This is a genomic window from Klebsiella sp. PK01, assembly GCF_057624675.1.
Genome location: NZ_JBYEZM010000002.1, coordinates 504,843 through 519,100 on the forward strand (window position 1 = coordinate 504,843; position 14,258 = coordinate 519,100).

Consider the following 14,258-nt stretch of genomic DNA (forward strand, 5'->3'; position numbering starts at 1 on the left):
GTGATTAATGGCTAACGGACAACAGCGGCTGGCCGGCATCCACGACGCTCGCGGACACAATCTCAACGCTACGGTAATCATCGCTGTTGCTGATAATAATCGGGGTCGCCAGGTCGTAACCGGCGTCCAGAATGGCCTGACGATCGAACTCCAGCAGCAGATCGCCGGCCTGAACTTTGTCCCCCTCTTTGACATGGGCGGTAAACGGTACGCCGTCGAGTTTGACGGTATCAATGCCGACATGGATCAGTAGTTCAATGCCGCTGTCGCTCAGCAGGCCGATGGCGTGTTTAGTCTGAAACAGTGAGGCGACCTCGCCAGAAAACGGGGCAATGACCTTACCCACCGCCGGAATAATGGCTACGCCTTTGCCCAGCAGGCCGCTGGCGAAGGTGCTATCCGGCACCTGATCGAGGGCCAGTACGCTGCCGGACATCGGCGCCAGAATATCGTTTTCCGCCGCAGGCGCGACGACGACCGCCTGTTCTGCCTGGCTGCGCGGCAAGCCGGCGAAGAAGGTCAATACGCAGGCGAGAATGAAAGCCACGCCGGTGCCAATGAGACCGCCCCACACGCTAAAATCAATGCCGCCGGGCGGGATCATCTGTGCCGGAAAGAAAATGTTCGGCACCCCAAAGGAGTAGGCGTAGCTATTACTGAAGGCGGTAATCGCGCCGCCAATCGCGCCGGCGATACATCCGAAGATAAACGGGCGACGTAACGGAAGGGTCAGGCCATAAATGGCAGGCTCAGTGATGCCAAATAGCCCGGCGGAAAACGCGGAACCGGCCAGCATCCGCTGACGCGAATCGCGCGTGGCCAGCAGTATCCCCAGCACGGCGCCCACCTGGGCTATCACCGCCGGCAGAATGATCGGCAGCATAGAATCATGCCCCAACACGGTCATGTTATTGATCATCAGCGGTATCAACCCCCAGTGCAGGCCGAAGATAACGCATACTTGCCATAGCGCGCCCAGCACTGCGCCTGCCAGCCATGGGGCAAAAACGTAGATAACCTGATAGCCATTGGCAATCATGTGGCTCAGCCAGGTCGCCAGCGGGCCTATTACCAGAAAGGTCAGCGGCACAACCACCGCCAGACAGATTGCCGGGGTAAAAAAGTTCTTCATCGCCGACGGCAGCACCGCGTTACTCTTCCGTTCCAGCCAGCAGCAGAACCAGGAGGCGAGAATAATCGGGATCACCGAGGAGCTATAATTGATATAGGTCACCGGTATACCGAGAAAATGCTCCACGGGCGCTCCCGTCTGACTGGCTTCAAAGGCCTGCATCATTAGCGGGTGGGTTAACGCGCCGCCGATCACCATTGAGATAAACGGGTTGCCGCCAAACTTTTTGCCGGCGGTGTAGCCAAGAAACAGCGGGAAGAAAAAGAACAGCGCGTCGCTGGCGGCAAACCAGATTTTATAGGTCCCCTGCTGCGGCGTGAGCCATCCGCAGGTTAGCGCCAGCGCCAGCAGTCCTTTCAGCAGACCCGTCGCCGCCATCACGCCAATAAAAGGGGTAAAGATGCCGGAGATGATGTCGATCAGCTGACTTAATACCGAGCTTTTCGCCGCTTTCTCCTGCGGCACCGGTTCGCTGTCGTCACTTAACCCCGCCTGCTGGCGCACTGCCAGCCAGACATCGTGCACATGGTTACCGATGACCACCTGAAACTGGCCGCCGCTTTCGACTACCATGATCACACCAGGATTCGCCTTCAGCCCTTCGGCATCGGCCTTCGCGTTATCTTTCAATTTGAAACGCAGACGTGTCGCGCAGTGAACCAGACTCACAATATTCTCTTTGCCGCCGACGCGGTGAAGAATATCCTGCGCGAGTGCTTTATATTCCATGCTCTTTTCCTTACTGCCGCTGCCCACAGACAACCGGCGACTGAGTAGTAAAAATAAAAAAACCCGAGAACCACGCCGGTTGGCGTCGCGCTCAGGTTTTGCCTGCATCATGCAGTAACAATCCAGTTTTGTGGGGGAATTAACGCCCCTCTTTTCTTACCCGCTCGATATGAATGGCAAGAAACATAATCTCTTCGGTGGTCAGCGCCCGTTGATAATTCTTTTGCAGGTGCTTCGCCACCGTTTCCGCGCACTTCCACGCTTTGGCGTAGTTATCTTTCACCGCGCTGTGCAGCGTGACGTCGTCATCCTGCACTACCGTTCGCGTTAACATGCGCTGGGCGAAAAACTTCAGATGGGTCACAAAGCGCTGGTAGCTGAGCGACTCTTCATCGTAGTTAAGCTGCAGCTGGTACTTCACCAGTTGCAGGATCTCCTGCATCACCCGCGTTACGTGCATCACTTCCGGCATTTCGCTGTTGAGCTGCGCCGTCACCAGATGCAAAGCGATAAACCCGGCTTCATCCTCGGCAAGCTCGACGCCCAGCCGGCGGGCGATGATGGCCCTCGCCTCCTGACCCAGTTCAAACTCCTTCGGATACAACCGTTTAATCTCCCACAACAGCACGTTGCGAATCGCGACGCCGTTTTTCTGCCGCTCAATGGCAAAGTGACAGTGGTCAGTTAAGGTGATGTACAAACTTTCCTGTAACTTTCCCAACCGCCCGCGGGCCAGCTCGATGATACGATCGCAGGTGGTCATTACTTCTAACGGTATCTGACTGAGTAATTCGCCTAAGCGGCCAACCAGTTCATCGCTTTGTAAGGCGAAGACTTTTTCAATTTTACTTTCGTCCAACGAGTCGCCCACGCGCTTTTGAAAGGCCAGCCCTCGCCCCATCACCACCTGTTCGCGCTGCTGCTCGTTGACCACTACCACCACGTTATTATTAAGTACTTTGGCGATTAGCATATGAACCCCAGAAACAAAAAAACCTGACCCCCGACAAATGCCAGGTGATCAGGTTTCGCCTGCCGAAGCAGTAGCAATCCAACTATTGCACTGTATCAACTTCTTGTGACGACTCAAGCGCGAGGGAATAAAAACGTGATACAGCTCGCGTCGTATCGTGCAGGAATAAGTGCTAATTACTAAAGTGCGTACGGAATAACACCGCCTTATCTAATAACGTGCAATCGCTTTCGCTATCTCTGCTGAGGTTTGCAAGGTGCGAATTTCATTAAAGAGGCCAAGCGCTTCCGTGTATTCTTTGCGTAAATAGCCCAGCCACTGCTTAATGCGCGCTACGTGATATAAACCGGTATCCCCCTGCTTTTCCAGCTGGGTATATTTTTTGAGTAACTCAACCACCTGCGGCCACGGCATACGCGGTTCATTGTATTTGATTACCCGGCTGAGATTCGGCACGTTGAGCGCGCCGCGGCCAATCATCACCGAATCACAGCCGGTAGCGGCCATGCACTCCTGCGCGCTTTGCCAGTCCCAGATTTCGCCGTTAGCAACCACCGGAATAGTCAGGCGCTGGCGGATTTCGCCGATGGCCTGCCAGTTGATGCGTTCAGCTTTGTAACCATCCTCTTTGGTGCGGCCATGCACCACCAGCTCGCTGGCGCCCGCCTGCTGTACCGCGTCGGCGATTTCGAAGCGCCGTTCGCCGCTGTCCCAGCCGAGGCGAACTTTCACCGTCACCGGCAGGTGATCGGGAACCGCTTCGCGCATGGCTTTCGCCCCGCGATAGATAAGCTCGGGATCTTTCAGTAACGTTGCGCCGCCGCCGCTGCCGTTCACCAGCTTCGATGGACAACCGCAGTTTAAATCCACGCCCCAAGAGCCAAGCTCCACCGCGCGGGCGGCGTTTTCCGCCAGCCATTGCGGGTATTGCCCCAACAATTGCACGCGCACCCGGGTACCGGACGGAGTGCGACTTTGATGGTGCAGTTCCGGGCACAGTCTATAGAACGATTTTACCGGCAGCAGTTGATCCACCACGCGCAGAAATTCGGTGATGCACAGATCGTAATCATTAACCTCGGTCAGCAGCTCGCGCACCAGCGAATCGAGCACGCCTTCCATTGGCGCCAGTAATACACGCATATCGTTACCCGGAAAAAAAAGAGGCGCTATGGTAGCGCCTCTGTGCGTCGGTTTAAAGATCTCAATATCAGACCTTAGCGTGGTGCGAGGCAGTTATCCTCTTTCCAGCCGTAAAGCCACTCGATCCCGCGGTAAAATTCATCCTGCGTTTTGCCCTTCCATAGAAGATTACGTACCTGCCGTTCGACCCCCGCCGCGTGATAAATCCGCCCCATTTCACGAGTTGACCAGACAATTCGCGCGGTACGCGGAATACGCACCGACTCGTACAGCGCGAAGGCGCGAGCGGCGTCGCCGTCGCACTGCTGCAGCGCTTTACCTATCGTTACCGCATCCTCCAGCGCCATGCAGGCGCCCTGCGCCATATACTGCGCCACCGGGTGGGCGGCATCGCCGACCAGGGTAATGCGATCGTTGCCCCACTTTGCAACCGGCTCGCGGTCGGCGGTAGACCAGCGGCGCCAGGACGTTGGTTTGTCGAGCATTTGCCGCGGGCGGGGATGAATCCCTTTAAAGTAAGAAAGTACCTCTTCTTTGCTACCGTCGCGCACGCCCCACTCTTCGCTTTCGCGGCTATGGAAGGTGACCACCAGGTTGTACTGTTTGCCGCCGCGCAGCGGATAATGCACCAGATGACAATGCGGCCCGGCCCACAGCACCGGCGCGTTAATCCGCAGGTCTTCCGGCATGTCGGCCGCCTCGATCACCGCGCGGTACACCACGTGGCCGGTGACCCGCGGCGCATCACCGAGCAGACTCTGGCGCACCACTGACTTCACGCCGTCGCAGCCCAGCAGAATATCGGCGGTCCAGCTATTGCCTTTGTCATCAAAGACCGTCACGTCATCGGCGGTCTGGCGGATATCCACCACCTGAGTTGAAGTCCGGTATTCCACGCCGGGATGGGTCAGCGCGGCTTCCCAGACGGTGGCGTGAATGTCCACCCGATGGATCACCGCATACGGGCCGCCGAAATGGTCACGGAAGGCCTGGTCGGTCTCGATACGCACCACCTCTTCCCCATTCACCGCATCCATCATCGTGATATGGTCGGTAAACACCGCGCGCTGGCGCGCCACTTCGCCGACGCCGAGGCTATCCAGCGCTGAAAACGCATTCGGCCCCAGTTGAATACCGGCGCCGATTTCACCGATTTCATGCGCCTTTTCCAGCAGCATTACTTTGATTCCCTGGCGCGCCAGAGAGAGCGCCGTCGCCGCGCCGCCAATGCCGCCGCCGACGATAATTGCTCGCGTCACTTTCGCCATTTTCCTTCCTCCCTAGGCCGGAATTTTGTCTTGTTGATTTTCCGGCGCGGCGGCAATAAACGCCGGTAGCCGGGTACAGGCGTCGTAAACCGCCTGGCAGCGCGGATAATGGCTCAGATCGCACCCCATTCGCTGCGCGTTGGCCCACTGCGGCACCAGGCAACAGTCGGCGAGCGTTGGTCTATCGCCGACGCAGAAAGCGCCGGATTTCGATTGTCGCAGCAGTTGCTCCAGCGCACTCAGCCCTTGCTGGATCCAGTGAGCATACCAGCGTTTTTTGTCCGCTTCGCTGACCTTCAGCTCGTCGCTAAGGTAGCGTAAAACCCGCATGTTATTAATCGGATGAATATCGCAGGCGATGGCGTAAACCATCTCCAGCACCCGCATCCGCGCCGGATCCTCCTGCGGCAGCAGCGGCATCTGTGGGTAGTGGCGGTCAAGCCAGTCAACTATCGCCAGCGACTGGCCCAGCGATTCACCGTCATCGGTGATAAGCGTCGGCACCAGCCCCACCGGATTGAGCCGCCTGTACTCCAGCGCATTCTGCGCCCCGATGCGGATATTCACCCCCACGCTCTGATAATCGATACCCTTGAGGGCCAGCGCGATGCGCACCCGGTATGAGGCAGAGCTATTAAAAAAACTGTACAGCTTCATTGTTCACCTCACACCACGCGAACGGCGATAGGCGTCAGTCCGTCTACGTTGCCGGTAATCACATCGCCCTTCACCACCGCGCCGACGCCTTCCGGCGTGCCGGTGAAAATCAGATCGCCGGGCTGCAGTTCAAAAAAGCCCGACAGATAGCTGATGGTTTCATTTACTGACCAGATGAGGTGGCGTATATCGCTACGCTGATGATCTTCACCATTCACCTGCAGCCAGATCCCGGCTTGATTCACCTCGCGCGCCTCGGCGGCTTTATGCAGCGGCGCGACAGGAGCGGAAAGATCGAATGCTTTACCTATTTCCCACGGGCGCCCCATCTGGCGCATCTCCATCTGGCGGTCGCGGCGGGTCATATCGAGTCCGGTGGCATAGCCCCAGATATATTCCTGCGCCTGATCCAGCGGGATGTCGCGTCCCGCCTTGCCGATAGCGACCACCAGCTCAATCTCGTAGTGATAGTTGTCGGTCTGCGCCGGATACGGCAGATCCAGCGTTTCGCCAGCTGCGACCGGCACAACCGCATCCGCCGGTTTGCAAAAGAAGAACGGCGGTTCGCGATCCGGATCGAAGCCCATTTCACGGGCGTGGGCGGCATAGTTACGGCCTACGCAGTACACGCGGCGCACCGGGAACTGCTCATCGCTGCCAACAACGGGGAGACTAATCGGCGCCTGGGGAGCAAAAACGTATTGAGTCATGATGGTTTTCCTTCTTATTAATAACGCGCTTCGCGGAACAGACCTAAGGCCTCCTGTACCGGACGGTCCGAGAAGCTAAATAACACGCACTCTTCGCAGGCGTTGAACGATACGCCGTGCCAGGTTGGCGCCACGAAGATGTCTTTCGGCTGGAATGCGAAGGTTTGTTCGCCAATCGTCACCTGGCCGCTACCTTCCACTACGTGGTAGATGGTGCTGTCGGTGGTTTTCGCCACCCGCGACCGGAACCCTTTCGGCAACAGTTGCAGGAAAGCGCCCATCGAGGGCATCGGATAGCCGCCGGTGACCGGGTTGACGTAGCGCATCTTGTAGCCGTCCCATTCGTCGGCCTCGCCAAGATGGGTCAGGTCATGCAGCGCCTCGCGGCTACGGTCGTAGCGGTAGTTAAAAATCGGCGAGGAATTTCCCACCTGATGGCGCAGCGGCAACATGTTGGCAGCGTAGCGCGGCAGGTAGTCGCCCTCTTTACGCGTCACCGGCTGCTGCTCCTGCGGATAATCTTCAGCAAAACCGCAGCCGAGATAGTTGACCAGCGGTAAATCGAGACCATCGAGCCAGACCACCGGTTCATCGCCAGGATTGCCGTGATCGTGCCAGCGCCACTGCGGAGTCAGAATAAAATCGCCGGGGCGCATTGGCGTGCGCTCGCCGTCGACGGCGGTAAACGCGCCGTGGCCTTCCACGATAAAGCGCAGCGCCGACTGATTGTGACGGTGGCTCGGCGCCACCTCGCCCGGCATGATGAGCTGCAGGCCGGCATACAGCGACGCGGTAATGGACGACTGGCCGCGCAGCTGCGGGTTCTCCAGCACCAGTACCCGACGCACCGCCTCTTTAGCGCCGATTAACTGCCCGCTTTCCAGCAGCAGCGGGCGAATTTCCTGATAGTTCCAGTACGCCGGGGCGCAGTTGGCATTCGGCGTTTGCGGCACCAGATGGTGCAACGATTCCCACAGCGGCGTCAGATTCTGTCCAGCGATATGCTGATAGAATTGCTGACGATTGCGGTTCGATTGCGGAGTAGATGGCGTCATTATTATTCTCCTCATTTATTCGCGATACCGGCAGAGGGCAGCGCGTCGGGTACAGTTCCAGGGCGGCGAACCGCCAGCATCAGCAGGATGAGCATCACCGCGCCGATCGCCGCCGGTACCGCTATAACGTAAAACAGCGTGTCGAAAGAGAGATTCATCGCCATCATCATGCCGCCGGAGAGCGAACCAACGATGGCGCCGCAGCGGCCGACGGCGTTGGACCAGCTGACACCGGTCGCGCGGCTCTGAGTAGGGTAAAGCGTGGCGGTCAGCGCATTCAGGCCTACCTGCGAACCACTCACGCCGATTCCGGTGCCGAAAATCGCCAGCGCCATCAGCCACAAACCGTTTTCGCTTAAACCGATCATCACGATGCACAACGCGCCCAGGCAGTAACTCAGCGCCAGCACAAGGAAGGGATTGAAACGGTCCATCAGGATGCCGAGCAACAGTGCGCCGAGCGTGCCGCCCACCTGAAACGCGGCGGTCACCCACGAAGCGTGCTGCAAATCGATACCACGATGGTTAAGCAGCGTCGGCATCCAGCTGGAGAGCAAATAGATAATCAGCAGGCTCATAAAGAACACCACCCAGAGCATCAAGGTGATCGTCAACTGGCGGCCGACAAACAGCTGGCTAATGCTGCCTTTCGGCCCGGCCGCCGATTCATCCAGCCAGAAATGGGTTTCGGAATAGCGCTCGCCGGTGATGGCGCTGACGGTTTTGGCGATGGTCTCCTGCGGCAGTCCGCGGCGAACCTGCCAGCGCGGCGATTCCGGCAGCGCCCACAGCAGCGCGACGGCCAGCAGCAGCGGCAGGATGCCGCCTAAGGCCAGAATGCCGTGCCAGCCGATATGCGCCACCAGTTGGGCGCTCACCACGCCGCCCAGCGCCGACCCCAGCGTGAAGCCGCAGAACATCAAGGTTACTAACGCCCCGCGGCGGCGAGCCGGCAGATATTCCGAAGTCATGGTAATGGTGTTGGGCATCGCCCCGCCCAATCCCAGACCGGTGAGAAAACGCAGGATCACTAGCATTTCAAGATTCGTCGAGAACGCGGAGAGCAGGCTAAATAAGCCAAACAACGCAACACAGAACTCAATCACCCGTTTTCGGCCAAAGCGGTCAGAAAGCGGGCCGCAGAGCAGCGCCCCGGCGGTCAATCCCAATAGTCCGGCGCCAAACAGCGGCGCGAGTTCGCTGGCGCTCAGTTGCCAGTGAACGCGGATATCGGGGGCGATAAAACCAATGGCGGCGGTGTCGAAACCATCAAGCATCACCACCAGAAAACAGCAAATAATCACACGCCACTGCAGGGCGCCAACCGGCGCTGCGTTGAGTAACGTCTGTAGTTCACGTCGTTGAGCCATAATGATGCCTCAGTGCAGGTCAGGGTAGATGTTGTATTTATTTCTTTTATGTTGCGATTTTGTAACTATGGCGATGAAATGTACAATGGCTTTTCGGGCATAGACATAACCTGGAGGTTATCTGCTGATGGCGAACTGGACGCAAAAGTTGAAGCTGCAGCATTTGAAAATGCTGGTGGCGCTGGGTGAGCAAGGCAATCTCACGCAGGTCGCGAAAATGATGAATATTACCCAGCCCGCACTCTCTAAGTGGCTGACGCAATTTGAAGAAGAAGTCGGCATGCCGCTCTTTGAGCGCCACAGTAAGGGCCTGCGCCCTTCGGAAGGCGGCAAACTGCTGCTTCAGCACGCCCAGCGGCTAATCAACGACATGTCGCGCTCGCAGTACGAGATCGAGCGCTTTAAACAAGGCGGGCTGGTCGGCAGCCTGATGATCGGCTGCTCGCCGGTGGCGACAGACTGCGTGGCGCAGGCGATCCTCGCCCTGCTTAAAGAGATGCCGACCCTGCATCTGAATATCGAAGAAAAAGTGATGACTCCACTGCTGCACGACCTGCTCTCCGGCGTGGTCGATGTGGTCGTCGGACGTGTTGGGGGGCGCGCGCTGGAACTGCCGCTCAACTACCGTGTGCTCTATACCGAACCGGTATGCTTCGTCGCCCGTCCCGATCATCCGCTGGCCAGCAGGTCCCATCTGAGCTGGGCGGATCTTGCCGCCTGGCGCTGGATCGTCTGGCCTACCGGCACGCCCATTCGTCAGAGTATTGATAACGCGCTGGTCGATAACGGCGTCATGCTGCCGGAGAATACTATCGAGTCGGCCTCGATGAATGTCACCAGCAATTTGCTGCAAAGCAGCGATATGATCTCTATTCTTTCTTTGCGGCTGGCGCAGCATTACGCCGAACATGGGCAACTGGCGATTCTGAATTTGCCGCGTATTGAACAAAAAGGTAGCGTTGGGGTGTTCTGGCGCAAAAGCGAAGTACCGTCGCTGGCGCTCACTCGTTTTCTGCACTACCTCGCAGAATAAGGCCGCTGTTCCCATTTTCTATGCTGACGATGCGTAGAATTCATGATGTGATCGGTAGCACATTTCAGGGTTTAATTGTATGATGAATGGCAGTTCATCAAGGGTTATTACCATGAGTAAGTCGCTGAATATTATCTGGCAGTACGCGCGAGCTTTCGTCCTGATTTACGCCTGCTTGTATGCGGGCATTTTTATCGCCGGGCTACTGCCCATCACAATTCCCGGCAGCATTATCGGCATGCTGATTTTGTTCGTGCTGCTGGCGCTGCAAATTATGCCGCCGCAGTGGGTCAACCCCGGCTGCAACATCCTGATTCGCTACATGGCGCTGCTGTTCGTGCCTATCGGCGTCGGCGTAATGCAGTACTGGGATTTGCTGCGCGCGCAGCTGGGGCCGGTGGCGGTCTCCTGCGCCGTCAGTACCTTATTAGTCTTTTTGGTAGTGAGCTGGAGCTCGCATCTGGTCCACGGTGAACGCAAAATCATCGGGCAAAAAGGAAGTAAAAAATGATCCATGAAATGTGGTGGTCGCTCCCGTTAACGCTGATTGTCTTTTTCCTTGCCCGCAAGCTGGCGGCGCGGTTTAAATTTCCGCTGCTCAACCCACTGCTGGTCGCCATGGTGGTCATTATTCCTTTCCTGCTGGTCACCGGCATTTCTTATGAACGCTATTTTGCCGGCAGCAAAATCCTTAACGATCTGCTGCAGCCGGCGGTGGTCGCGCTGGCCTTTCCGCTGTATGAACAACTGCACCAGATCCGCGCGCGTTGGAAATCCATCATCACCATCTGCTTTATCGGTAGCTGCGTGGCGATGATCACCGGTACCACCGTCGCGCTGCTGATGGGCGCCACCCCGCAAATCGCCGCTTCCATCATGCCAAAATCCGTCACTACGCCGATTGCCATGGCGGTCAGCGGCAGTATTGGCGGTATTCCAGCGATTAGCGCCGTGTGCGTCATTTTCGTTGGCATCCTCGGCGCGGTGTTCGGCCATACGCTGCTTAACGCCATGCGTATTCATACTAAAGCATCCCGCGGCCTGTCGATGGGTACTGCCTCGCACGCCCTCGGCACCGCCCGTTGCGCCGAACTGGACTACCAGGAAGGGGCATTTAGCTCGCTGGCGCTGGTACTGTGCGGAATTATTACCTCGCTGGTCGCGCCTTTTCTGTTCCCGGTGATCGTCGCTGTTGTTGGATAAATGTGATATTCATCACACTTATAAATGCAACAAATTAGCGTTGCACAAACAATGAGACTTATGTCACATATAGGGCCCGTACGGGCCCGTACACTAGCTTCCCATTACATTGTTATGAGGCAACGCTATGCACTCTCGTTTTCAAGCTGCTTTGACTAATCTGGCGGCAGACCTGCAGGCGGCCATCGCCCCGATGCTCGCAGACCCGCACTTCCCGGCGCTGCTCGAAGCCGATCAGGTGGCGACGCTACAACAAGCAACAGGTTTGGATGAAGACGCGCTGGCCTTTGCGCTACTGCCGCTTGCCGCCGCCTGCGCCCGTGCCGATCTTTCTCACTTTAACGTTGGCGCTATCGCCCGCGGCGTGAGCGGTCGCTGGTATTTCGGCGGCAACATGGAATTCCTCGGCGCCACCATGCAGCAGACCGTCCACGCGGAACAGAGCGCCATCAGCCACGCCTGGCTGCGCGGCGAAAAATCCCTGCGCGCCATTACCGTCAACTACACGCCTTGCGGCCACTGTCGCCAGTTTATGAACGAACTGAACAGCGGTCTGGCGCTGCGCATTCATCTGCCGGGTCGCGAAGCGCACTCCTTGCAGCACTATCTGCCAGACGCCTTTGGTCCGAAAGATCTGGAGATTAAAACGCTGCTGATGGATGAGCAGGATCACGGCTTCCCCCTCAGCGGCGATGCGCTCACGCAGGCGGCTATTCAGGCGGCGAACCGCTGCCATGCGCCGTACAGCAACTCCCCTTCCGGCGTGGCGCTTGAGCTGAAAGACGGCACCATTTTCTGCGGCAGCTACGCGGAAAACGCGGCGTTCAATCCGACGCTACCGCCGCTGCAGGGCGCGCTGAACCTGCTGAGCCTTAACGGTTACGACTATCCGGATATCCAGCGCGCGCTGTTAGCCGAGAAAGCCGACGCCGCGCTTATCCAGTGGGATGCGACCGTTGCAACCCTGAAAGCGTTGGGCTGTCAGAATATCGACCGCGTGCTGTTAGGTTAACTAGCCAGATAGCCTGAGCAGATTGCCGGATGCGCCTTTGGCTTATCCGGCCTGGATTCGGTAATCTGCCATATTGCTGAAAATCCCCGCAATTAAACGATGGTTTCTTGCGCTTACCCGGCGGGTAAAGTAGCCTGAAGCTTCCCTCGTTCACCATTGAGTCAAGTTCATGTTAAAGCGTGTGTTATACAGCCTGTTAGTCCTGCTCGGCCTGCTGCTGTTGACCGTGCTGGGTCTTGACCGCTGGATGAGCTGGAAAACCGCGCCCTATATTTACGATGAGCTGCAGGATCTCCCCTACCGCCAGGTTGGCGTGGTGTTGGGTACTGCCAAATATTATCGCACCGGCGTGATCAATCAGTATTATCGTTACCGGATCCAGGGCGCGCTCAACGCTTACAATAGCGGTAAGGTCAATTATCTGCTGTTAAGCGGTGACAACGCCCTGCAAAGCTATAACGAACCGATGACCATGCGCCGGGATCTGATCAAAGCCGGCGTCGATCCGGCGGATATCGTGCTGGACTACGCTGGTTTCCGCACCCTCGATTCGATCGTGCGCACCCGCAAAGTGTTCGATACCAACGATTTTATTATTATCACCCAGCGCTTCCACTGCGAGCGCGCGCTGTTTATCGCCCTGCATATGGGGATTCAGGCGCAGTGCTATGCGGTGCCTTCGCCGAAGGATATGTGGACCGTGCGTCTTCGCGAGTTTGGCGCCCGGTTTGGCGCGCTGGCGGATCTCTATATCTTCAAACGCGAACCGCGTTTCCTCGGGCCGCTGATCCCCATCCCGGCGCAGCAGCATGAAGTTCCGGAGGATGCGCAATCCTACCCGGCGGTCACGCCTGAGCAGTTGCTGGAGCTACAGAAAGAAAAATAACCTGCGTCGTTTCGTCGATTTGAGATATAAAAAAACCCGCGCCAGGCGCGGGTTTTGTATGGGTTCAATCTTATTTCTTACGCGCGTATTTCAGTGAATCCAGCGCCACGGCGAAGATGATAATCGCCCCTTTAATAATGTACTGCCAGTATGGATTGACGCCGATGTAGGTCAGACCGTAGTTGATGACGGTAAAGATAATAACCCCGGTCACCACGCCGAAAACCGTACCCACGCCGCCGCTGAAGGAAACGCCCCCCACCACGCAGGCGGCAATCGCATCCAGTTCGTACATAAAGCCGAGGTTGTTGGTCGCCGAACCGATACGTCCGGCTTCCAGCAGCCCGCCGAAGGCGTAAAACACCCCGGACAAGGCATAAATCATCAGCAGGTTCAGCGCCACGTTAACGCCGGAGACACGCGCGGCTTCCGGGTTACCGCCGATAGCGAAGATATTTTTACCGAAACGGGTTTTATTCCACAGGATCCACACGAAGAAGATAGCGATCAGCGCGTAGAAAGTAATGTACGACAGGCGGAATGAACCTAAAGCGACAAAGCCCTGGGCAAACTGCGAGAAGTGGCTGTCGAAACCGGAAATCGGCGACGCGCCGACGAAGTCGTAGTACAGGGAGTTGATACCGTAAACGATAATCATCGTCCCCAGGGTAGTGATAAACGGCGTCACGTTGAGATAGGCAATGACGATACCGTTAATCAAGCCAATCACCGCGCCAATTGCGCAAACCAGCAGAATAACCAACGGGATCGGCATGGTCGCCATCTCCGGGAACACCTTGTTGGCGTTATCCACCGCCTGCAGCATGGTAGCCGCCACCACCGCCGCCAGACCCACCTGACGTCCGGCGGAAAGGTCGGTCCCTTGAGTAACAATCAGCCCGGCGACGCCGAGAGCGATGATAATACGTACCGAGGATTGCGTCAGGATGTTACTTAAGTTCAGCAGACTTAAGAAGGTCGGGTCCTGGAAAATAATAATGGCCAGCAAGACCAAAAGTACAACGTAAATCCCACCCTCTTTCAGGTAAGTGAGGAAACTCTTTTTATTTAACGCACTCATGGAAAG

14 protein-coding genes are annotated in these 14,258 nt (G+C 57.2%); 5 read left to right on the forward strand and 9 right to left on the reverse strand.

The genetic code is table 11. The features are described from left to right. Positions 1 to 4 precede the first annotated feature (4 nt). The 8 genes from bglF to mhbT form a co-directional block, all read right to left on the reverse strand. Positions 5 to 1,972 (reverse strand): PTS beta-glucoside transporter subunit IIABC, encoded by a 1,968-nt coding sequence (gene bglF / locus AC22LX_RS07615; protein WP_163310954.1) that lies wholly within the window; start codon positions 1,970 to 1,972, stop codon positions 5 to 7. Between the two features lie 28 nt (positions 1,973 to 2,000). Then, positions 2,001 to 2,834 (reverse strand): transcriptional antiterminator BglG, encoded by an 834-nt coding sequence (gene bglG, locus AC22LX_RS07620; RefSeq protein ID WP_032712035.1) that lies wholly within the window; start codon positions 2,832 to 2,834, stop codon positions 2,001 to 2,003. Positions 2,835 to 3,044: 210 nt separating this feature from the next. Continuing rightward, a complete protein-coding gene (gene dusC, locus AC22LX_RS07625) occupies positions 3,045 to 3,977 on the reverse strand; it encodes a tRNA dihydrouridine(16) synthase DusC (protein ID WP_045391272.1) in 933 nt (310 codons plus the stop codon). A 74-nt stretch (positions 3,978 to 4,051) separates the two neighbouring features. Then, complete coding sequence (locus AC22LX_RS07630; RefSeq protein ID WP_045391274.1) at positions 4,052 to 5,245, reverse strand: 3-hydroxybenzoate 6-monooxygenase; 1,194 nt, start codon at positions 5,243 to 5,245, stop codon at positions 4,052 to 4,054. 12 nt (positions 5,246 to 5,257) lie between these two features. Continuing rightward, on the reverse strand, positions 5,258 to 5,902 hold the full coding sequence (gene maiA / locus AC22LX_RS07635; protein ID WP_015706104.1) for a maleylacetoacetate isomerase: 645 nt from the start codon (positions 5,900 to 5,902) through the stop codon (positions 5,258 to 5,260). Positions 5,903 to 5,910: 8 nt separating this feature from the next. Beyond that, positions 5,911 to 6,612 (reverse strand): fumarylacetoacetate hydrolase family protein, encoded by a 702-nt coding sequence (locus AC22LX_RS07640; RefSeq protein ID WP_045391276.1) that lies wholly within the window; start codon positions 6,610 to 6,612, stop codon positions 5,911 to 5,913. A gap of 17 nt (positions 6,613 to 6,629) precedes the next feature. Next, entirely contained in the window at positions 6,630 to 7,667 is a 1,038-nt protein-coding gene (gtdA, locus tag AC22LX_RS07645; protein WP_045391279.1) for a gentisate 1,2-dioxygenase, read from the reverse strand. A gap of 11 nt (positions 7,668 to 7,678) precedes the next feature. After that, positions 7,679 to 9,037, reverse strand: a complete 1,359-nt coding sequence (mhbT, locus tag AC22LX_RS07650; RefSeq protein WP_045391282.1) for a 3-hydroxybenzoate transporter MhbT — start codon at positions 9,035 to 9,037, stop codon at positions 7,679 to 7,681. A 127-nt stretch (positions 9,038 to 9,164) separates the two neighbouring features. Here mhbT and AC22LX_RS07655 point away from each other — a divergent pair, with 127 nt between their 5' ends. From AC22LX_RS07655 to sanA, 5 genes are all read left to right on the forward strand, one after another. Next, on the forward strand, positions 9,165 to 10,070 hold the full coding sequence (locus AC22LX_RS07655) for a LysR substrate-binding domain-containing protein (RefSeq protein ID WP_045391285.1): 906 nt from the start codon (positions 9,165 to 9,167) through the stop codon (positions 10,068 to 10,070). 112 nt (positions 10,071 to 10,182) lie between these two features. Beyond that, the gene (locus tag AC22LX_RS07660; protein ID WP_045376759.1) at positions 10,183 to 10,581 is read left to right on the forward strand and encodes a CidA/LrgA family protein; all 399 of its coding nucleotides are present in this window, start codon (positions 10,183 to 10,185) and stop codon (positions 10,579 to 10,581) included. After that, positions 10,578 to 11,273: a CidB/LrgB family autolysis modulator gene (locus AC22LX_RS07665; RefSeq protein WP_015365717.1), complete on the forward strand. Its 696-nt coding sequence runs from the start codon at positions 10,578 to 10,580 to the stop codon at positions 11,271 to 11,273. The genes AC22LX_RS07660 and AC22LX_RS07665 overlap by 4 nt, the downstream gene beginning before the upstream one ends. A gap of 127 nt (positions 11,274 to 11,400) precedes the next feature. Next, positions 11,401 to 12,285, forward strand: a complete 885-nt coding sequence (gene cdd, locus AC22LX_RS07670) for a cytidine deaminase (RefSeq protein WP_045391286.1) — start codon at positions 11,401 to 11,403, stop codon at positions 12,283 to 12,285. A 169-nt stretch (positions 12,286 to 12,454) separates the two neighbouring features. Further along, complete coding sequence (sanA, locus tag AC22LX_RS07675) at positions 12,455 to 13,171, forward strand: outer membrane permeability protein SanA (RefSeq protein WP_015365714.1); 717 nt, start codon at positions 12,455 to 12,457, stop codon at positions 13,169 to 13,171. 70 nt (positions 13,172 to 13,241) lie between these two features. Here sanA and mglC read toward each other — a convergent pair whose 3' ends face one another. Further along, on the reverse strand, positions 13,242 to 14,252 hold the full coding sequence (gene mglC, locus AC22LX_RS07680) for a galactose/methyl galactoside ABC transporter permease MglC (protein ID WP_015365713.1): 1,011 nt from the start codon (positions 14,250 to 14,252) through the stop codon (positions 13,242 to 13,244). Positions 14,253 to 14,258 lie beyond the last annotated feature (6 nt).